Source organism: Pseudomonas sp. HMWF032 (genome assembly GCF_003060885.1).
Classification (GTDB): domain Bacteria; phylum Pseudomonadota; class Gammaproteobacteria; order Pseudomonadales; family Pseudomonadaceae; genus Aquipseudomonas.
In genome coordinates this window covers 1,116,984-1,137,450 of sequence record NZ_QAIG01000005.1, presented here as the reverse complement: position 1 = coordinate 1,137,450, position 20,467 = coordinate 1,116,984, and the positions used below count along the sequence as shown (strand labels likewise).

The 20,467-nt window shown below is 59.1% G+C and carries 22 protein-coding genes; 3 read left to right on the top strand and 19 right to left on the bottom strand.

What is annotated here, in order from left to right:
* The first annotated feature begins 19 nt into the window (after positions 1-19).
* Positions 20-1,690 carry a 2-isopropylmalate synthase gene (gene leuA, locus DBR00_RS08030; protein ID WP_108538036.1) on the top strand — a complete coding sequence of 557 codons (1,671 nt, stop codon included), beginning with the start codon at positions 20-22 and terminating at the stop codon, positions 1,688-1,690.
* 15 nt (positions 1,691-1,705) lie between these two features.
* Here leuA and DBR00_RS08025 read toward each other — a convergent pair whose 3' ends face one another.
* On the bottom strand, positions 1,706-2,773 hold the full coding sequence (locus DBR00_RS08025; RefSeq protein ID WP_108488439.1) for an SDR family oxidoreductase: 1,068 nt from the start codon (positions 2,771-2,773) through the stop codon (positions 1,706-1,708).
* A gap of 76 nt (positions 2,774-2,849) precedes the next feature.
* Here DBR00_RS08025 and DBR00_RS08020 point away from each other — a divergent pair, with 76 nt between their 5' ends.
* Together DBR00_RS08020 and DBR00_RS08015 are read left to right on the top strand one after the other, a co-directional pair.
* Positions 2,850-3,224, top strand: a complete 375-nt coding sequence (locus DBR00_RS08020; protein ID WP_108488438.1) for a MerR family DNA-binding protein — start codon at positions 2,850-2,852, stop codon at positions 3,222-3,224.
* An 85-nt stretch (positions 3,225-3,309) separates the two neighbouring features.
* Entirely contained in the window at positions 3,310-4,065 is a 756-nt protein-coding gene (locus DBR00_RS08015; protein WP_218276601.1) for an ABC transporter substrate-binding protein, read from the top strand.
* Positions 4,066-4,075: 10 nt separating this feature from the next.
* Here DBR00_RS08015 and DBR00_RS08010 read toward each other — a convergent pair whose 3' ends face one another.
* From DBR00_RS08010 to DBR00_RS07925, 18 genes are all read right to left on the bottom strand, one after another.
* Positions 4,076-4,870, bottom strand: coding sequence for an amidohydrolase (locus DBR00_RS08010; RefSeq protein ID WP_108488436.1), 795 nt, complete (start codon positions 4,868-4,870; stop codon positions 4,076-4,078).
* The gene (locus DBR00_RS08005; protein ID WP_108488435.1) at positions 4,858-6,006 is read right to left on the bottom strand and encodes a pyridoxal phosphate-dependent aminotransferase; all 1,149 of its coding nucleotides are present in this window, start codon (positions 6,004-6,006) and stop codon (positions 4,858-4,860) included. The genes DBR00_RS08010 and DBR00_RS08005 overlap by 13 nt, the downstream gene beginning before the upstream one ends.
* A gap of 120 nt (positions 6,007-6,126) precedes the next feature.
* Positions 6,127-7,599, bottom strand: a complete 1,473-nt coding sequence (gene der / locus DBR00_RS08000) for a ribosome biogenesis GTPase Der (protein WP_108488434.1) — start codon at positions 7,597-7,599, stop codon at positions 6,127-6,129.
* 126 nt (positions 7,600-7,725) lie between these two features.
* On the bottom strand, positions 7,726-8,877 hold the full coding sequence (gene bamB, locus DBR00_RS07995; RefSeq protein ID WP_108488440.1) for an outer membrane protein assembly factor BamB: 1,152 nt from the start codon (positions 8,875-8,877) through the stop codon (positions 7,726-7,728).
* The gene (locus DBR00_RS07990) at positions 8,870-9,451 is read right to left on the bottom strand and encodes a tetratricopeptide repeat protein (RefSeq protein WP_256582973.1); all 582 of its coding nucleotides are present in this window, start codon (positions 9,449-9,451) and stop codon (positions 8,870-8,872) included. Before DBR00_RS07990 ends, bamB begins: the two co-directional genes overlap by 8 nt.
* 100 nt (positions 9,452-9,551) lie before the next feature.
* A complete protein-coding gene (gene hisS, locus DBR00_RS07985; RefSeq protein WP_108488432.1) occupies positions 9,552-10,841 on the bottom strand; it encodes a histidine--tRNA ligase in 1,290 nt (429 codons plus the stop codon).
* A 9-nt stretch (positions 10,842-10,850) separates the two neighbouring features.
* Positions 10,851-11,969 carry a flavodoxin-dependent (E)-4-hydroxy-3-methylbut-2-enyl-diphosphate synthase gene (gene ispG / locus DBR00_RS07980; protein WP_108488431.1) on the bottom strand — a complete coding sequence of 373 codons (1,119 nt, stop codon included), beginning with the start codon at positions 11,967-11,969 and terminating at the stop codon, positions 10,851-10,853.
* Position 11,970: 1 nt separating this feature from the next.
* Positions 11,971-12,990 (bottom strand): RodZ family helix-turn-helix domain-containing protein, encoded by a 1,020-nt coding sequence (locus DBR00_RS07975; RefSeq protein WP_108488430.1) that lies wholly within the window; start codon positions 12,988-12,990, stop codon positions 11,971-11,973.
* Positions 12,990-13,748 (bottom strand): type IV pilus biogenesis/stability protein PilW, encoded by a 759-nt coding sequence (pilW, locus tag DBR00_RS07970; protein WP_108488429.1) that lies wholly within the window; start codon positions 13,746-13,748, stop codon positions 12,990-12,992. Before pilW ends, DBR00_RS07975 begins: the two co-directional genes overlap by 1 nt.
* Before the next feature lie 13 nt (positions 13,749-13,761).
* The gene (gene rlmN, locus DBR00_RS07965) at positions 13,762-14,910 is read right to left on the bottom strand and encodes a 23S rRNA (adenine(2503)-C(2))-methyltransferase RlmN (RefSeq protein WP_108488428.1); all 1,149 of its coding nucleotides are present in this window, start codon (positions 14,908-14,910) and stop codon (positions 13,762-13,764) included.
* A 23-nt stretch (positions 14,911-14,933) separates the two neighbouring features.
* On the bottom strand, positions 14,934-15,365 hold the full coding sequence (gene ndk, locus DBR00_RS07960) for a nucleoside-diphosphate kinase (RefSeq protein WP_090248631.1): 432 nt from the start codon (positions 15,363-15,365) through the stop codon (positions 14,934-14,936).
* A gap of 94 nt (positions 15,366-15,459) precedes the next feature.
* Positions 15,460-15,660, bottom strand: coding sequence for a Fe-S cluster assembly protein IscX (gene iscX / locus DBR00_RS07955; RefSeq protein WP_108488427.1), 201 nt, complete (start codon positions 15,658-15,660; stop codon positions 15,460-15,462).
* A gap of 14 nt (positions 15,661-15,674) precedes the next feature.
* Complete coding sequence (fdx, locus tag DBR00_RS07950; protein ID WP_108488426.1) at positions 15,675-16,016, bottom strand: ISC system 2Fe-2S type ferredoxin; 342 nt, start codon at positions 16,014-16,016, stop codon at positions 15,675-15,677.
* Between the two features lie 2 nt (positions 16,017-16,018).
* On the bottom strand, positions 16,019-17,884 hold the full coding sequence (gene hscA / locus DBR00_RS07945) for a Fe-S protein assembly chaperone HscA (protein ID WP_108488425.1): 1,866 nt from the start codon (positions 17,882-17,884) through the stop codon (positions 16,019-16,021).
* 47 nt (positions 17,885-17,931) lie between these two features.
* A complete protein-coding gene (hscB, locus tag DBR00_RS07940; RefSeq protein ID WP_108488424.1) occupies positions 17,932-18,453 on the bottom strand; it encodes a co-chaperone HscB in 522 nt (173 codons plus the stop codon).
* A gap of 7 nt (positions 18,454-18,460) precedes the next feature.
* Positions 18,461-18,784: an iron-sulfur cluster assembly protein IscA gene (iscA, locus tag DBR00_RS07935; protein WP_090248639.1), complete on the bottom strand. Its 324-nt coding sequence runs from the start codon at positions 18,782-18,784 to the stop codon at positions 18,461-18,463.
* Between the two features lie 12 nt (positions 18,785-18,796).
* A complete protein-coding gene (gene iscU / locus DBR00_RS07930; protein WP_040261926.1) occupies positions 18,797-19,183 on the bottom strand; it encodes a Fe-S cluster assembly scaffold IscU in 387 nt (128 codons plus the stop codon).
* Between the two features lie 47 nt (positions 19,184-19,230).
* Positions 19,231-20,445, bottom strand: a complete 1,215-nt coding sequence (locus DBR00_RS07925) for an IscS subfamily cysteine desulfurase (protein WP_108488423.1) — start codon at positions 20,443-20,445, stop codon at positions 19,231-19,233.
* Positions 20,446-20,467: the final 22 nt, after the last annotated feature.

Below are 20,467 nucleotides of genomic sequence, written 5' to 3'. Positions count from 1 at the left end.
GCGCACAAGGATCAACACCATGAGCATGCTCAAAGACCCGTCCAGCAAATACCGGCCGTTCACCCCAATCCGCATCCCGGACCGCACCTGGCCGGACCAGATCATCGACAAGGCGCCGATCTGGCTGTCGACCGACCTGCGCGACGGTAACCAGTCGCTGATCGAGCCCATGGACGCTGAAAAGAAGATGCGCTTCTTCAAGTGCCTGCTGGCGGTGGGTCTGAAGGAAATCGAGGTGGGTTTCCCGTCCGCCTCGCAGACGGACTTTGACTTTGTGCGCGAGCTGATCGAAGGCGGGCATATCCCTGATGACGTGACCATTCAGGTGCTGACCCAGGCCCGTGACGACCTTATCGAGCGCACCTTCGAGTCGCTGAAAGGCGCGAAGAAGGCCATCGTTCACTACTACAACGCCTGCGCGCCGAGCTTCCGCAAGATCGTCTTCAACCAAGACAAGGCCGGCGTCAAAGCCATCGCCATAGCGGCCGGCAAAACCATCAAGCGCTTGGCCGGCTCAGCACCGGAAACCCAGTGGGGCTTCGAGTACTCGCCGGAAGTGTTCAGCAGCACTGAAATCGACTTCGCCGTCGAGGTGTGCAACGCGGTGATTGGCGTGTTCCAGCCGACCCCGGCAAACAAGCTGATCCTCAACCTGCCAGCGACCATCGAGTGCGCCACACCGAACAACTACGCCGACCAGATCGAGTGGTTCGGTCGTCATGTCGAGCGCCGTGACAGCGTGCTGATCAGCGTGCACACCCACAATGACCGTGGCACCGGCGTCGCCGCCTCTGAGCTGGCCGTCATGGCCGGGGCTGACCGCGTGGAAGGCTGCCTGTTCGGCAACGGCGAGCGTACCGGCAACGTTTGCCTGGTGACCCTGGCGCTGAACCTCTACACCCAGGGCGTTGACCCTGAACTGGACTTCTCCGACATCGACGCGGTGCGCAAGGTGGTCGAGGACTGCAACCAAATCCCGGTGCATCCACGCCATCCGTATGTCGGCGACCTGGTGCACACCGCCTTTTCCGGCTCGCACCAGGATGCGATCCGCAAAGGCTTCGCTCAGCAGCAGGCCGACGCGGTATGGGAAGTGCCGTACCTGCCGATCGACCCGGCCGATATCGGCCGCGATTACGAGGCGGTGATCCGCGTCAACAGCCAGTCCGGCAAGGGCGGTATCACCTTCCTGCTCGAACAGGAATACGGCATCAACCTGCCGCGCCGCATGCAGATCGAGTTCAGTCAGGTGGTGCAGAAGGAAACCGACCGCCTCGGCCTGGAAATGACTGCCGCACAGATCTACCAACTGCTGGAAACCGAGTACCTACAGGCCACAGCGCCGTATGCGCTGAAAGGCCATCGCCTGCAAGAAGAAAACGGCACCAGCGCGGTTGATGTCGAAGTCGTCAATGCTGGGGAAACCCAGCACTGGCGCGGAATCGGCAAGGGCCCGCTGGAAGCCTTGGTCGCCGGCCTGCCGGTGGACGTGGAAATCATGGACTACAGCGAGCACGCAATCGGTGCCGGCACCAATGCCAAAGCGGCGGCCTATATCGAACTGCGCGTCAACGGCGGCCGCGCGCTGCATGGCGTGGGCATCGATGAAAACCTCACCACCGCGAGCTTCCGCGCGCTGTTCAGCGCGCTGAACCGGGCGATCGGCCAAGCCGCCGAACAGGCCGCCTAATAGCAGTGCATGCCGTCAGGCTACTGAAGGCGTGCGTACCAGGTAACGCGCCGTCGCCTGCAACGCCTGGCCGATATCCGGCCAGTGCAGCTGATGGCGCCGTGCCAGGGCCTGAGTCGCAGCGGTATCGAAGCGAGTGGTCTGGATAAAATCCAGCGACTCAACATCGGTATGCAGCAGGCCCGGCACACCCGGAAGCTTCAACACCCCCCGCAGCAACGGTATCGGCAGATGCCGGCTCGGCGCCCGCACACTCAGCGCGTGAGCCAATTGCTGCAGCATGCCCTGCAGATTTGGCGTCGCGGCATCCAAGGCGAGGATCTCCTGCCCGATCTGCTGCTCATCAAAGGCCGCAGCCACCAGCAACTCGGCGAGAAAATCCACGCTAACCAAGGGCAGCCAGTGCGCTGCCGAACCGGGAATCGCCCCAAGCCGGCCAGCGGCCAGATTGTCGATCAAGCCTGCCAACGGCTGCGCCGGCAAGATATGCCCGCTACGACTATGGCCACAGACGGTGGCCGGGTGCACCAGCGTCAGCGGCGCCTGCAGCTCAGCCATACGGGCGCGCACACGAAAGTGCGCCTCCAGCTTGCTGCCTTCATAAGCCCCAGAGCGACGATAGAGGCGATCCCAGTTTGTGCGCTCGGGATGCTGCAGATCCACGCCTATACGCTGCAAATGCGCATGATTGGCCAACATAAAGCCGCCCACCATCAGCAGACGACTGCCCTGTTGCGCCGCCAGCTCAGCCACCTGGATCGCGCCCTCGACATTGACCTGACGCGCCTGCGCCAATGACAGCCCCCAGGCGAACTGTACGCCCAGGTGAAACACCACAGCGGCCTGACGCACCTGCTCACGGGCAGCGGCATCCAGCCCCAGACCTGGCAAGCCCAGATCACCGGCAACCGCCGTTAGCAGGTCGCCCCGTCCGCCCAATTGTTCGATCTGCTCGCGCAAGGCTGGCAGGCTGTGCGGTCGACGCATCAACACACTGACCGGATGGCCCCTGTGGGTGAGTAACGCCAGCAGATGCTGGCCGATAAAACCACTGCCGCCGGTGACAAAACATGACTGATTCATCGCCAATCCTCCTGAGTCGTTGATGACTCAAGCAGGCTAAACTGTCGAGCACACTCTACAGTCAAGCGGGATTTGCATGCGCATTGGTGAACTGGAAAAACGCAGCGGGGCCAGCCGCCACACCCTGCGTTATTACGAAAGCCTGGGGCTGATCAGCGCCCTGCGCCGCGACAACAACTACCGCGAATACAGCCTGCAGACGCTACATGACCTGGGTTTTATCCAGCAGGCGCAGAGCATGGGTTTCTCCCTCGGTGAGATTGGCGACATCCTTCGCGCACGGCGCGAGCAACAACTCGACTGCGCCCAGGGTGCAGCCCTGGTCAGCCGTAAACTGGCCGAGGTGGAGCAGAAAATTGCTGATCTGCAGCAGTTGGGGGCTTTTCTCCGCAGCGAGCAACTGCGCCTCGAAGCCAGCGCCGCCGAACAGAAACCCACTGCCGCGGGCTAAATCAACCTGGCTATTCAGACCAAGTGCACGGCAAGCGAACAAGCGATAACTACACTGACGTAATGGATTACAGGAGCCCCTGAACATGCGCTCAGTGACACACTGGATGTGCACCCTCACCGTGCCACTGTTGCTCGCCTGCAGCGCAAATAGCCTGGCGGACACGGTGGTCATGGCCTTCGGTGAAAAAATCCCACCGTTCTGTTTTCCGGAAAGCGACAGTGGTATCGAACTGGAGGTGATTGGCGAAGCCCTGGCGTTTCGCGGCCATACACTGCAACCCCGCTACTTTCCCCTGGCTCGCGTGCCACTGGCGTTTCGCAAAGGTGAAGTGGATGCGGCCATGACCGACCTGGGACAGGGTCTGGCTGCAATCGGTGGTCACTATGGCAACCCGGCCGTCATATATGCCAACGTGTTTGTCAGCCTGCAAAGCCGACGCTTGAACATCCAGAAGCCCGAGGACATCAAGGGGCTCAGCGTAGTGGCCTTCCAGGGAGCAGCCCAGCGCTACCCCGAATGGCTGGCCGAGAGCCAGAAGGATGGGTTGTACTTCGAACAAAACAACCAGGAACTGCAGGTCTTGGGGCTGAACAAGGGCCGCTACGATCTGGTACTGAGTGACCGCAGCATCTATCGCTACTTCGAATTGCTGCTCGAACGTACCTCTCTATTTAAGGCAAAATCCATCGCCATGCACCAATTTGTCGAGGAAGACCCGCAGAACTACCGGCCGATATTTCGCGACCCGCAGATCCGCGACGACTTCAATGCCGGCCTCGCCCAACTCAAGGCCAGCGGGCGCTACCAGGCGATCTACGACCACTACCTAAAACAGTGATTGCTGCCCATCAGTCAGCCAAATCAAAGGCATCCGCATCGCGATACGCAGGGAAACGCTCCCGGTAAGCGGACAATTCCGAGGCATTGAGGGTCACCCTAAACACGCCATCTGCCGCCCCTGGCTCCAGCAACGGCTCACCCTGAAAATCCAGCACCTGACTATCGCCACTGTAGGCGTGGCCATTGCTGTCCTCGCCGATGCGGTTTACTGCCGCCACGTAACAGAGGTTTTCGATGGCCCGCGCCGGCAACAGGCGGCTCCAATGATTGCGCCGCGCGGCTGGCCAGTTGGCGGTGTAGAGCAGCAGATCGGTGGTCTGTGGATCGCGACTCCACACCGGGAAGCGCAGGTCGTAGCAGATCAGCGGGCGTACCTGCCACCCCTTGACCTCCAGCAACACCTGCTGCTCACCCGCGCGGTAATGCTTATGCTCGCCGGCCATGCGGAACAGATGGCGCTTGTCATAGTGCGCCACAGAGCCATCCGGACAGGCCCAGAGCAGGCGGTTGCGGTAAGAGCCATCAACAGACTGGATAATCAGGCTGCCGGTGACGACAGCCTGCAGCGCCTGAGCCTGCTCACGCAGCCACTGGCTGGTGGGGCCATCCTCCGGCTCGGCCAGGGCAGCCGAACCCATGGAAAAGCCGGTGCTGAACATCTCCGGCAACACGACCAGGTCCGCACCACATGCCTGCACCAGCAGTGATTCAAAGTGCGCGCGATTGGCCGCAGGGTCCTGCCAGACGAGGGTGGTCTGAATCAGCGCCAGTTCGAGGTCGGGCAATAGGCTTAGATCGCGCATAGTTTATCCGCCGTCTGGCGCAGGGTTTCTTCACGCTTGGCAAAGCAGAAACGCACCAGGGTCAGATCCTCAGGTGGTGTCTGGTAGAACACCGATACCGGAATCGCCGCCACGCCATGCTCGCGGGTCAGCCATTCGGCCATAGCCACATCATCCAGATCGTTGCGAATGGCCGAGTAATCGACCAACTGGAAATAGGTACCAGCGGCGCGGGTGAAGGTAAAGCGCGAGCAGGCCAGCAGGTCGCAGAACAGATCGCGTTTGGCCTGGTAGAACGCAGGTAGCTCCTCGACATGCTCGGGGTGCACGGCCATATAGTCGGCCAACGCCCACTGCAGCGGCGTCACGCCACAGAAGCTGACGTACTGATGCACCTTGCGCAGTTCGGCGCTCAAGGCCGGCGGCGCCACGACATAGCCGGTCTTCCAGCCAGTGACGTGGTAGGTTTTGCCAAAGGAGCTGACCACAAAGGCACGCTGATACAGCTCTTCGTGGGCCAGCACGCTAGCGTGCTGAACGCCGTCGAATACCAGATGCTCGTAGACCTCGTCGCTGATCAGGTAGATATCGCGCCCACGAATCAAGGCAGCCAGCTGGTCCAGCTCGGCGCGGGAGATCAGCGCACCGCTAGGGTTGTGCGGGCTATTGAGGATGATCAGACGCGTCTTGTCGCTGAGCGCGTCCTGCAGGCGTTGCCAATCGATAGCGAAATCCGGCAAGGCCAGCGGCACATGCACACAGCGTCCGCCGGCCAGCTCCACCGAGGGCTCATAACTGTCGTAGCTGGGGTCGAAGACGATGACTTCGTCACCCGGCTGAATCAACGCCTGGATAGCGCAGAAGATGCCTTGGGTAGCGCCAGGAACTATGGTGACTTCACCATCGGCGCTGACCATACGCCCATAACTGCGGGCAATCTTCACCGCCACCTGCTCGCGCAGCGCTGGTAAGCCAGTCATCGGCGCGTACTGGTTATGCCCAGCAGCAATATGCCGACCGACCGCATCACGCAAGGCCTGCGGCCCATCGAAATCGGGGAAGCCCTGGGACAGGTTGAGCGCGCCGGTTTCCACGGCGAGCTGCGACATGCGGGTAAAGATGGTGGTGCCGACGTTCGGCAGTTTGCTGATAATCATCGAGGCAATATTCCTGGGCCAAGCGCCGAGCTTGAGCGCTAGTGATGCGGCAGAATAGCCGATCCCCCAGAGACGCAAAAGGCACCCGCAGGTGCCTTTATAGGGCGTTTCAGCCCAAGCTTAGCGCTTGTCTTTGCGCTTCTTCTCGGCCTTCTTATGGTGGCTCATCAGGCGTCGCTTCTTATTCACCTGACGATCCGTGAGGGTGTTCTTGTTGCCCTCATAGGGGTTCTCCCCCCCTTTGAACTCGATGCGGATCGGCGTACCAACCAGCTTGAGCACGCGGCGATAGGTGTTTTCCAGATAGCGGATATAGGACTTGGGCACCGCATCGACCTGATTGCCGTGGATCACGATCAGCGGCGGGTTGGCCCCCCCCAAGTGGGCGTAGCGCAGCTTGATGCGGCGGTTATTGACCATGGGTGGCGCGTGATCGCTGACGGCGTCTTCCAGAATCTGGGTCAGGCGGTTGGTTGGCCAGCGGGTGATCGCCGACTTGAACGAGGCTTGCACCGACTTGTACAGGTTACCCACACCGGTGCCATGCAGCGCCGAGATAAAGTGGATATCGGCAAAGTCGACGAAGAACAGCCGCCGTTGCAACTCGGTCTTCACGTAATCGCGCTCGCTGGGCTCCATACCGTCCCATTTGTTCAGGGCAATCACCAGGGCACGGCCGCTTTCCAGCACAAAGCCCAGCAGGTTGAGGTCATGGTCGACCACGCCTTCGCGGGCATCCATCACGAACACCACGACGTTGGAATCCTGAATCGCCTGCAGGGTCTTCACCACGGAGAACTTTTCCACCGCCTCGAAGATCTTGCCGCGGCGACGCACGCCCGCGGTGTCGATCAGGGTGTACTTCTCGTCATCGCGCTCGAACGGGATGTAGATGCTGTCGCGGGTGGTGCCGGCTTGGTCATACACGATGACCCGCTCTTCGCCGAGCATCCGGTTGACCAGCGTCGATTTACCGACATTGGGCCGACCGATGATCGCCAGTTTGATGCCGTCCTTTTCGCTCGGGCCGGGAATGCGCTTGGCTTCCTGACCTTCCAGCACTTCTTCCTCTTCCTCACCCTCTTGCGGCTCGCTGGCGTCCTTGGGGAAGGTGCCCAAAACGGCTTCGAGCATCTGGGTGATGCCACGGCCATGCGCACCGGCAATCGGCAGGGACTCGCCCATGGCCATGCTGGCAAATTCAGCGCGGGCCAGGTCGGTGTCGAGGTTATCGACCTTGTTGATCACCAGAAAGCTGCGTTTGTTACGGCGGCGCAGGTGCTCGCCGATCATCTGATCGGAGGCCGAAAGACCGGCGCGAGCATCCACCAGAAACAGCACAGCATCGGCTTCTTCAATCGCCTGCAGCGACTGCTCGGCCATCTTCGCATCAATGCCTTCTTCGTCACCGGAAATACCCCCGGTGTCGATGACGATATAGGTTCGCCCCTGCCACTTGGCCTCGCCGTACTGGCGATCACGGGTCAGACCAGACAGGTCGCCGACAATCGCGTCACGGGACTTGGTCAAGCGGTTAAACAGTGTGGACTTGCCGACGTTCGGGCGGCCCACCAGGGCAATTACGGGAACCATTAGGCTCTCCACTTCGTTATTTCAGAAAATACAAAAGCCGCTGCAGGGGCAGCGGCCGGAATTCATTGCGCAGGCGATGCTGCGCACCTTAGGTGTTGTGCAGCATCGCCAACGCTCAGCGCAGCATTACTTGATGGTCAGTGCCACCAGGTCACCGCCGTTACCAAAGGCATACAGCCAGTCGCCCACCACCAGCGGACGGGCACGCAGGCCGTCACTGTCGATGCGGATACGACCGACGAATCGACCATCAACCTGGCTGACCAGATGCAGATAGCCTTCCAGATCGCCGAAGGCGATATAGCTGGAGAACACTTCCGGCGCCGACAGCTGGCGACGCGCCAGCGCATCATTGCTCCACAGTGCCGAAGCCGAACGTTCGTCAATACCTTCAACGGTACCGCTGGCCAGGCTTACATAAACACTGCCATAACCCTGGGCCACACCGACTGAGCTGGACGCTTCACGCTGCCAGAGGATACGGCCACTTTCCAGATCCAGCGCGGCAACGCGGCCCTGGTAGCTGACGGCGTAAAGTGTGCCAGCCGAGAGCAGCAAGCCACCGTCGATGTCCACCACACGATCCAGTTCGGAGCGACCTTGTGGAACTGCCACGCGCTGCTCCCAAACCGGGATACCGCGCTGCGCATCAAGGGCAATCACCTTGCCGGTAGACAGGCCGGCTACCGCCAGACGGTTGGTCAGTACCGGGCTGCCAGTGCCGCGCAAGGTCAGCACGGCTGGAGTGTTCTCAAAGATCCAGCGCTGAACGCCCGTGCTGATGTCAAGGGCGATCAGGCGGTCATCCTGGGTCTGCACCAGTACCACGTCGCCATTCAGTGCAGGCGCCGCCAGCACTTCGCTGGTCACACGGGCACGCCACTTCTCTTCACCGGAGCCGCTGTCGAGGGCGATAATTTCGCCTTTCAGCGTTCCCACCACCACCAAGCCATAGCCGGCAGCAACAGCGCCGGAAACCGGCAATTCCAGATCGGCTTTCCAGATGACCTTGCCGGTCATGCGATCCATAGCGACCACCAGACCTTCGACGTCGGCGGCGTAGATCTTCTCACCATCAATCGCTGGCACCAGCATGTTGAAGGTCTCGCCCTGGCCTTCGCCAATGGAACGGCTCCATTCCTTCTGCAGGCGCACCTCTTCCTCGAACTTGGGAAGATCGGCCGGCGGCAGTTCCTTCTTGCTATTGCTGCTGCAACCTACGGCCAGAACGGCCAGGGCCAGCAGTGCGGCATTCTTCCAGCGCATCACGTCACGCATCCCCTTTTGCCAGATCATCCAGCTTCATTTGCAGACCACCGACAGCCGCATCCTCAGAGAGTGCAGCCTTGGCTTTTTCGTAGGCGGCGTACGCATCCTCGGCACGGCCGAGTTGCACCAGCAGGTCACCTTTGAGTTCTTCACGGCTGGCCGCAAAAGCCGGAGCGACTTTGGCATCCAGCAGTTTCAGGGCGTCTTCAGCCTTGTCCTGGGCCGCCAGTACACGCGCCAGGCGCTGACGCGCCAACTCGCCCAAACTGTCATCCGCCGGTTTGTCGACAATCGCCTGCAACTCGCTGGCAGCGTCGTCCAGTTTGCCGGCCTCGACCGCCACCTTGGCCACAAACAAGCGGCCGTATTGGGCGTAATGGCTGCCGGAGTAATCATTCTTCAGGGTGTTGGCCAGTTCAGCCACTTTACCGGCATCCGGCTTGCCGCTCGGGTCCAGAGCCGCTTCCAGCAGTTGCTGATACACCAGCGAGGCACCGTAGGACTGGTTGCTCTGGTACTTCTGCCAGCCCTGCCAGCCGAATACCACCACCAGGGCCAGCACGACACCGGTCAGCAATGGCATGCCATTGCGCTGCCACCAGTCCTTGATTACTGCCAGTTCTTCATCATCAGTACGCGAAACCACCCCAACACTCCTATTCGCTAAATCACTTAACAGGCGCTCAGGCCTGATTGGCGCAGGTCGCCAGATGATCGGCCAACGCCGACCAGGCAATACTTTGCTGCTCGCCCTGACCGCGCAGCGGCTTGCAACCTACCACTTGCTGGGCCAATTCGTCTTCACCCAAGATCAATGCATACAGTGCACCACTCTTGTCGGCCTTTTTGAACTGACTCTTGAAGCTACCCGCACCGGCATTCACCTGCAGTCGCAGACTAGGTAGCTGATCACGCAGACGCTCACTCAAAGCCAACGCCGCCAATTCAGCCGGCTCGCCGAAGGCACACAGGTAAACATCGACAGTACGACCGATTTCAGCCGGTACTTTACCTAGAGTTTCCAGCAACAGCACCAAACGTTCGATGCCCATAGCAAACCCAACACCAGGCGTCGGCTTGCCACCCATCTGCTCAACCAGGCCATCGTAGCGCCCACCGGCACACACCGTGCCCTGGGAACCCAACTGATCGGTCACCCACTCGAATACGGTCTTGCTGTAGTAATCCAGGCCGCGCACCAGCTTGGGGTTAATCACATAAGGCACGCCCGCTGCATCCAGGCGGGTTTTCAGCCCCTCGAAATGCCCGCGTGACTCTTCGTCCAGGTAATCCGCCAGCTTCGGCGCATTGACCAACAGCGCTTGCGTTTCTGGGACCTTACTGTCGAGCACGCGCAGCGGATTGGTGTTCATGCGGCGACGACTGTCTTCATCCAGCTGATCGGCATGGGCCGTCAGAAACTCGACCAGCGCATCGCGATAAACGGCACGCGCGGCACTGGTGCCCAGACTGTTGAGTTCAAGCTTGACCGCATCACGGATCCCCAACAGGCCCCACAGGCGCCAGGTCAGGGCGATCAGCTCGGCGTCGATATCCGGACCTTCAATATTGAAGACCTCCACACCGATCTGATGAAACTGGCGGTAACGACCTTTCTGCGGACGCTCATGACGGAACATCGGTCCGATGTACCAAAGCTTCTGCGACTGGCCGCCACCGGACAAGCCGTGTTCGAGCACGGCACGCACGCAGGCTGCAGTGCCTTCCGGGCGCAGCGTCAGGGAGTCGCCATTGCGATCGTCGAAGGTGTACATCTCTTTTTCGACGATGTCGGTGACTTCACCAATGGAGCGCTTGAACAGCTCGGTGAACTCGACGATCGGCATACGAATTTGCCGATAGCCGTAACCGTCCAACAGACTGGCGACGGTACCTTCAAAATAACGCCAAAGCGGGGTCTGCTCGGGCAGGATATCGTTCATGCCACGAATGGCTTGCAGGGGCTTGCTCACTTCAATTCCTTAGCTGTCTTGGCTGCGCACGATAACCGCGGCGTCAGCAGCAACCTTGTCGGCTGCCTTCTGGCGGATCAGCTTTTCCAGCTCATCAACCAGGTTGTCATTACCCAGCTTGTGCGCCGGTTTGCCATCGATATAGATCAAGTTAGGCGAACCACCAGTCAGGCCGATATGGGCTTCCTTGGCTTCGCCTGGGCCGTTGACGACACAGCCGATGACCGCCACATCCAGCGGAACGAGCAGGTCTTCGACACGCTGCTCCAGCTCGTTCATGGTTTTCACCACGTCGAAGTTCTGCCGTGAGCAGCTTGGGCAGGCGATGAAGTTGATGCCACGGGAACGCAGACGCAAGGACTTGAGGATGTCGTAGCCGACCTTGATCTCTTCCACCGGATCAGCGGCCAGGGAGATGCGAATGGTGTCGCCGATGCCCTCAGCCAGCAGCATGCCCAGCCCAACCGCCGATTTCACCGTGCCCGAACGCAGGCCTCCGGCCTCGGTGATGCCCAAGTGCAGCGGCTGCTCAATCTGCTTGGCCAGCAAGCGATAGGCCTCAACAGCCATGAAGACGTCAGATGCCTTCACGCTGACTTTGAAGTCCGGAAAATTCAGCCGATCGAGGTGCTCGACATGGCGCAAGGCAGATTCAACCAGCGCCGCTGGCGTCGGCTCGCCATACTTCTTCTGCAAATCCTTTTCCAGCGAGCCGGCGTTAACGCCGATACGGATTGGAATGCCCTTGTCGCGCGCGGCTTCAACCACAGCACGGACGCGGTCTTCACGACCGATATTGCCCGGATTGATGCGCAGACAGTCGACACCCAGCTCAGCCACACGCAGGGCGATCTGATAGTCGAAGTGGATATCCGCCACCAGCGGCACACGCACCTGCTGCTTGATCCGGCCAAACGCCTCAGCAGCGTCCATGTCCGGCACGGAAACCCGAACGATATCGGCGCCGGCATCTTCCAGGCGACGAATCTGCGCCACGGTGGCGGCCACATCATTGGTATCGCTATTGGTCATGCTCTGCACGGCGATGGGTGCATCCCCACCGACCGGCACCGAGCCAACCCAGATCTTGCGCGACAGACGCCGTTTGATTGGTGATTCGCAATGCATGTTACTGCCCACCCAACTTCAGACGCGCGGTTTCACCCGAGATAAACGGAGCCACATCCACCGGATTGCCATTCAGGCTGACTTGGGCACCACGGGCAAACCCAAGACGCAGCTCCAACGGCGCCTTACCAACCAGTTCAAGGCTATCGCCTTTGCGTTTAAGTGCGCTGAACAGCACCTTGCCGTTGGCATCAGTTAATTGTGTCCAGCAGTCGGCAATAAAGGTCACACTGACACGTGACTCACCGGCTGCCAGCACAACCGATGGTGAAGTAACCACTGCAGGAGCGGAGGCGGCTGCGGCTGCGGAAACATCAGGCGCAGCAACCGCTTGCGCGGGTGTTGCCCCCTGCGTGAGTACCGGAGAACTAGCGACGTCGAGTGGATCAACCGTTGCCGGCGCAACATCAGCACTAATAGCAACAGAAGCAGGAGCTACTATCGCCGCACTACCGTCCACGGCGGGCGGCATAATTTCCGCCTCGGCTTGAGCCGCATCCACAGCCTGATCCTCAGGCTCATCAAGCACATGGATCTGGGTTGTGCCATCAGCACCGTCAACTTCCACATGTTCCAAACTGGTAGCTGCTAGGTCTTCCGCCCGCCGCTGCGCCTGCTCCTGCCACCAGAAGAAGCTCAATCCAGCCAAAGCCAACAGCAACACAAAACTGACCATTCGCAACACGCGCTGCGAATAGCTCACCGGTTCTTCGATACGCCCCAGACTATGTACGTTACTTCCTGCCGCATCGCTGCCGGTAAACTGATCAAACTCCAGCACCAGTCGATTCTGATCGACATCCAATAGTTTGGCATACGCGCGCACATAGCCACGGGCAAAGGTATGCCCTGGCAACTTGTCAAACGCGCCCTGCTCGATCTGACTCAAGCGCTGGGCTGTCAGATTGAGCTGGCCGGCAACCTCGGCAATGGTCCAACCACGACTCTCACGAGCCTTGCGCAAAGTCTCACCCGGATTGGTACGGGGAACTGCTAGCACTTCTGGATGCGCAGCTTTCATCATTGCTCCGACAGGTATTGCTGATATTCCGGAGTACCCGGATAAAGTCGTTTCAACTGCAGACCGAGGCTTGCCGCGTCGTCACGCTCCTCGAAAATCTTGGCTAGCCGAACGCCAAGCAACAGACTACGCGCATCATGCTGCGACAGCGCCAGGTAGCTGTCGTAGTAACCACGCGCCGGGACGTACTGCTTATCGTCATAAGACAGCTGCGCCATTTCCATCAAGGCACGCGGCTGACGGCTATTAAGACGCAATGACCGCTGGAAATACTCCTTGGCCTGCTCACGCTGGTTCAACTGCAGCGCTGTCAGGCCGAGGTTTTCAAATACCCGCGAGCGCTCTGGGTAAAGATTATCCTGAGCAGCCTCGCTGTAGAGTTCCATGGCTTCGGTGTAACGCTTTTGCTCGTAGAGAAAGCTGCCATAGTTATTCAACAGGCGCGCATCACCTCGGCGCTCAGCGATTGCCTTACGAAAATGCTCATCAGCCAGCTTCGGCTCCATTTCGATTTGAAACACCAAGGCTAACGCCGCATGCGCGTCCGCATTTGAAGCATCGAGGTCCAAGGCTTTTTTCAACGGCACCTTGGCCCGCTCGGTTTCACCTTGCTGGAGATAACCGATACCTAACTGTACGTATGCATCACGGGCCTCATCACGGCCTTTATCGGTTTTCATCGGATCAACGTTACCAGTCGTGACGCAACCGGCTAACAGACTGGCGGCCAACAGCAATAACGCGGGACGCAAGGTCATGGGTATCCTCCCCTCAGGTTCGATTGGCGGCGGAACTCGGCGTTTCGGCCTCGCTACTCAACTCACGCACAGCAATATAGCGCTCACTACGCCGGGTACGATCCATAACCTGGCCAACCAATTGACCACACGCGGCATCAATGTCTTCGCCTCGGGTGGTGCGCACAGTGACATTGTGGCCGGCTTTGTGAAGCAGGTCCTGGAAGCGGCGAATAGCATTGTTGCTCGGCCGCTCGTACCCGGAGTGGGGGAAGGGATTAAACGGAATCAGGTTGATCTTGCAAGGCACATCTTTGAGAAGTGCGATCATTTCCTCAGCGTGCTCGATCTTGTCGTTTACATCCTTGAGCAGGGTGTATTCGATTGTAAGCACGCGCTTCTCGCCGAGACGCGAGACATAACGCTTGCACGCCGCCAGCAGCATTTCCAGCGGGTACTTCTTGTTGATCGGCACCAGCTGATTGCGCAGTGCATCGTTCGGTGCATGCAGTGAGAGCGCCAGGGACACATCAATCACTTCGCCGAGCTTGTCGATCATCGGCACCACGCCCGAGGTGGACAGCGTCACCTTGCGTTTGGAGATGCCATAACCGAGGTCGTCCATCATGATTTTCATGGCAGCGACGACGTTGTCAAAGTTCAGCAGCGGTTCGCCCATGCCCATCATCACCACGTTAGTGATGGCGCGGTCGATCTTCGCCGGCACACTGCCGAACGACTTGTTGGCGATCCACACCTGGCCGATCACTTCGGCGGCACTCAGATCGCTGTTGAAACCTTGCTTGCCAGTCGAACAGAAACTGCAATCCAACGCACAGCCAGCCTGCGACGACACACACAAGGTGCCACGCGAGCCCTGGGGGATATACACGGTTTCGACACAACTGCCTGACGCCACCCGCACAACCCACTTGCGCGTGCCATCAGTAGAAATATCTTCGCTAACCACTTCCGGCCCGCGAATTTCAGCAGAGGCCTCGAGCTTCTCGCGCAAGACCTTGCCGACATTACTCATAGCGGCGAAATCATCGACGCCAAAGTGGTGAATCCACTTCATAACCTGACCGGCACGGAAACGCTTTTCCCCGATACTTTCGAAGAATTGCTCCATCTCCGCCAGGGTTAGCCCCAGCAGGTTGATTTTACCGGTCGATAAAGTCATGGCCTCACCCTCACCCGATTCGCTTAGCGAATGCGCGCGCAAACTTCGGTGGCAGCGAAGAAGTAAGCGATTTCGCGGGCAGCGGAAGCTTCCGAGTCGGAACCGTGAACAGCATTTTCGTCGATGGAAACAGCGAAATCAGCGCGAATGGTGCCGGCAGCTGCTTCTTTCGGGTTGGTAGCGCCCATCAGTTCACGGTTAGCCAGAACAGCGTTTTCGCCTTCCAGAACCTGAACGATAACCGGACCGGAAGTCATGAATGCAACCAGATCCTTGAAGAAGCCACGCTCGCTGTGCTCAGCGTAGAAGCCAGCGGCTTCGCGCTCGGACAGCTGAACCATTTTCGAAGCAACGACGCGCAGGCCGGCTTTTTCGAAACGAGTGGTGATCTCGCCAACAACGTTTTTAGCAACGGCATCAGGCTTGATGATGGAGAAAGTGCGTTGAACAGCCATGTGAAACTCCAGAAACAATGATTAAAGCGAAAAATTAAACCCGCGAATTATACGCGGGTTCCGGTTAAATGCGTAGGGCGCGACACAAGCCGTATCAGTCGGCTTCTTCGATCCAGGCCGCCTGGACGGCTTCCAAGACCTTCTCACCACCGCGCTGCGGATCGTCACTGAACTCCGGCAACGCCAGAATCCACTTATGCAGATCAACAAAGTTGACGTAACGAGGATCCACCTCAGGCTTAGCCTCCGCCAGTTGAATGGCGATTTCCAGGACATCAACCCACTTAAGACTCATAACAACTCCTGAACTCAGTGCGGCGCTTCGGCGGCGTGGTTGAGCGAGTATTTGGGAATCTCGACCGTCAAATCCTCAGTACCGACAATGGCCTGACAAGACAACCGTGATTGCGCTTCAAGCCCCCAGGCCTTGTCCAGCATGTCCTCTTCCAACTCATCAGCCTCGGCCAACGAATCAAAACCCTCACGAATAATGCAGTGACAGGTGGTGCAGGCACAGACACCGCCGCAAGCGCTTTCGATGTCAATGTGGTGCTCATGCGCCACTTCAAGCACCGAAGTACCCGGCGCAACCTCGACCACCAGCCCTTCCGGGCACAACACCGCGTGAGGCAGAAATATGATCTGCGGCATGTTTATTCCTCAATCTCGTCAAGACTACGGCCAGCCAATGCGGCCTTGACCGTGGCATCCAGACGACGGGCCGCGAAAGCATCCGTCACCTGGGTCAAACGTTTGGTTTGCTGCTCAATCGCCAAGCCATCCGTGCCGGCCATCAAATCGCGCAATTGCGCGATCTGCGCATCGATGGCCATACGCTCATCGGCATCCAGCAGGCGCTCGCCATCGGCCAGCAACGCCGCCTCGACTGCTTCCAGCAAACGCTGGGCGTCGACCTGCTGCTCGCGCAGCACACGGGCAACCTTGTCGTCGCCGGCATTTTTGAAGGAATCCTGCAGCATGCGGGCGATTTCGCCATCGGTAAGCCCATAGGACGGCTTGACCTGGATACCCGTCTCGACGCCCGAGGCTAGCTCGCGGGCACCAACGCTGAGCAAACCGTCGGCATCCACCTGGAAGGTCACGCGAATCTTTGCCGCACCGGCCACCATCGGCGGAATGCCACGCAGCTCAAAACGCGCCAGTGAACGGCAATCACTGATCAGCTCACGCTCACCTTGCAGCACATGAATCATCATGGCCGTCTGGCCGTCTTTATAGGTGGTGAAGTCTTGCGCGCGAGCAACCGGGATAGTGGTGTTGCGCGGAATGACTTTCTCCATCAAACCGCCCATGGTTTCCAAACCCAGCGACAGCGGAATCACATCGAGCAACAACAGCTCTTCACCGTCATCGCGCTTGTTACCCGCCAGCGCATCAGCCTGAATGGCAGCACCAATTGCGACCACCTGATCCGGGTCGATGCCCGTCAGCGGTTCGCGGGCAAAGAGTTCGGCAACCGCCTGACGCACACGCGGAACACGCGTAGAGCCACCGACCATCACCACCGCTTCAACAGCCTCAACTTCAATACCCGCGTCACGCACCGCACGACGGCATGCCTTCAGACTTCGGGCGAGCATCGGCTCGATGAGTTGATCAAACTGCTCACGGCTCAACTGCCCCTGCCAACCGGCATACGCCACCGGCACCGACTCATGACTGGTCAGCGCCTCTTTGGCGGCACAAGCCACTTCCAGCAATAAACGTTGCTCGCCGGGATCAAGATCAGCCGACAACCCCGCCTGCCGAACAATCCAACCGGCAATCGCATGATCGAAGTCATCGCCGCCCAAGGCGCTGTCGCCACCGGTGGCCAATACCTCAAACACACCGCCGGTCAGGCGCAATACAGAAATATCAAAGGTGCCACCACCCAAATCATAAATGGCCACCACACCTTCAGCATGCTGATCCAGGCCATACGCCACAGCAGCAGCCGTTGGTTCATTCAGCAGGCGCAGAACATTCAAGCCCGCCAGACGGGCTGCATCCTTGGTGGCTTGGCGCTGCGAATCATCAAAGTAGGCCGGCACGGTGATGACAGCGCCAACCAGCTCGCCGCCCAAGGTCGCCTCAGCGCGCTGGCGCAGGACTTTGAGAATTTCAGCCGAAACCTCGACAGGGCTTTTGGCACCTTGCACCGTTTCAATAAACGGCATGTGCGATTCGCCTTCGCTAAAGCGATAAGGCAGCTGCTCACCGAGCTGCTTGACATCGGCCAGACCACGCCCCATCAGGCGCTTAACGGACAAAATGGTGTTGAGTGGGTCTGCCGAGCCGGCTGCTTTGGCCGATTCACCGACCTCAACCGAACCCGCGTGGTAGCGCACCGCTGACGGCAGAATGACCTGCCCGGCCGCATCAGGTAGCGGCTCAGAAAGACCGCTGCGCACGGCCGCAACAAGCGAATTGGTGGTGCCCAAGTCGATCCCAACGGCCAGCCTACGCTGGTGTGGCTGGGGGCTTTGTCCGGGCTCAGCGATCTGCAGTAAGGCCATGGGTAATCAATGCTTAGGTGTCAGGCGCGCCATACGACGCACCAGCGTTAATCGTCGAGGCGCTCTTCCAGCTGGCGAACCTCGTGAGAAAGCTTGTCGAGAAACTGCATGCGGCGCATCAGGCGCTCAGCCTGTTCACGCTGCTGCGGATCATCCCAACAAACCGCAAAACTTTCGTTGAGCTCATCCTGAGCCACTTTCAAGCGCTGCTTAAAGGATGCAACGCCGGCCAAATCAGCACTTTCATGCAAGTCTTCAAGCTCTTCGCGCAGCTGCATTTGCTGCATCAAAAAACCCGGATCCTGCACCGTGACTTCCAACGGCAACTCCGGCCCGCGAAGCGCCAGCAGGTAACGCGCACGCTGCGAAGGACTCTTCAGGGTGCTGTAGGCCTCGTTCAAACTCGCCGACTGCTCAAGCGCAAGGCGCTGCTCACGCTCGGATGCATCAGCATAGCGATCCGGATGGACTTGTCGGGCCAGCTCGCGGTAGCGACTGGCCAACACGTTAGCATCCAAACGAAAGCTCGGCTGCAAGTCAAACAAAGCAAAGTGACAAGGACTGCCCACGTACGCCTCAGATATTGAAGCTTTCGCCGCAGCCACATTCGCCGCGCACGTTAGGGTTGTTGAACTTGAAACCTTCGTTCAACCCCTCTTTGACGAAATCAAGCTCAGTACCGTCGAGGTAAACCAGGCTCTTGGGATCGATGATCACCTTGACGCCATGGTTCTCGAACACCTGATCTTCGCTGGCGGCCTCATCGACAAACTCCAGCACATAGGCCAAGCCGGAGCAGCCCGTGGTGCGCACACCCAGGCGAATACCTTCGCCCTTGCCGCGCCCCTCAAGCGAGCGACGCACGTGCTGAGCGGCTGCTTCGGTCATGCTGATAGCCATCGACAAACCTCCTTAGAGCAAGCCTTTCTTCTGCTTGTAATCGCGCACAGCAGCCTTGATGGCGTCTTCGGCGAGTACCGAGCAGTGGATTTTCACCGGTGGCAGAGCCAATTCCTCGGCCAACTGGGTGTTCTTGATAGTTTCAGCTTCGTCCAGGGTTTTGCCCTTCATCCACTCGGTGGCGAGGGAGCTGGAGGCGATTGCCGAACCGCAGCCATAGGTCTTGAACTTGGCGTCTTCGATCACGCCCTGCTCGTTAACCTTGATCTGCAGGCGCATTACGTCACCGCAAGCCGGCGCGCCGACCATGCCAGTACCGACATCCGGGTCTTCCGCGTCCATCTTGCCGACGTTACGCGGGTTCTCGTAGTGATCAATGACCTTTTCACTGTAAGCCATGCTGGTATTCCTTCCTCATCAGAGAGTCGCTCTTGCTCGGCGACTACTTAGTGCGCCGCCCACTCGATCTTGGAGATGTCGACACCGTCTTTGTACATATCCCACAGCGGCGACAATTCGCGCAGCTTGGTGACCGCCTCGCAAACCTTCTGCGCGGCATAATCGACCTCTTCATCAGTGGTGAAGCGGCCGAAGGTAAAACGGATGGAGCTGTGTGCCAGCTCGTCATTGCGGCCCAGGGCGCGCAACACGTAGGACGGCTCCAGAGAAGCTGATGTGCAAGCCGAACCGGACGAAACCGCCAGATCTTTAAGCGCCATGATCAACGATTCGCCTTCAACGTAGTTGAAGCTGAGGTTGAGGTTGTGCGGTACACGGGCGGTCATGCTGCCATTGACATACAGCTCTTCCAGACCATCGACCTGCTTGAAGAAGCGATCACGCAGGGCCAGAATGCGCTGGTTTTCCTGGGTCATTTCCTCTTTGGCAATACGGAACGCTTCACCCATACCGACGCACTGATGAGTCGCCAGGGTGCCGGAGCGCATACCACGCTCATGACCGCCGCCATGGGTCTGGGCCTCCAGACGCACACGCGGCTTGCGACGCACGAACAGCGCACCGACGCCTTTTGGGCCATACGTTTTGTGCGCGGAGAAAGACATCAGATCGACCTTAAGCGACTCCAGATCTATCGCCACCTTGCCAGTCGACTGTGCCGCATCAACATGCAAAAACACGCCACGCGAACGGGTCAGCTCGCCAATCGCCGCGATGTCGTTGATGGTGCCAATTTCGTTATTCACATGCATGACCGACACTAGAATGGTGTCATCACGCAACACTGCCTCGATCATGGCCGGTGTAATCAGACCATCTTCACCGGGCTCGATATAGGTCACTTCAAAGCCTTCGCGCTCAAGTTGGCGCATGGTATCCAGCACGGCTTTGTGCTCGATCTTCGAAGTGATCAGGTGCTTACCTTTGCTCTTGTAGAAGTCAGCAATCCCCTTGATCGCCAGGTTGTTGGACTCGGTGGCACCAGAGGTCCAGACAATCTCACGCGGATCGGCATTGACCAGTTCAGCCACTTGGCGACGAGCATTTTCCACGGCCTCTTCAGCCTTCCAGCCAAACACGTGGGAGCGCGACGCCGGGTTGCCGAAGTTGCCATCAACCAGCAGGCATTCGCTCATTTTTTGCGCAACACGCGGATCAACCGGCGTGGTGGCGGAATAATCGAGGTAAATCGGCAACTTCATTACTTTCTCCTAATCAGGTATC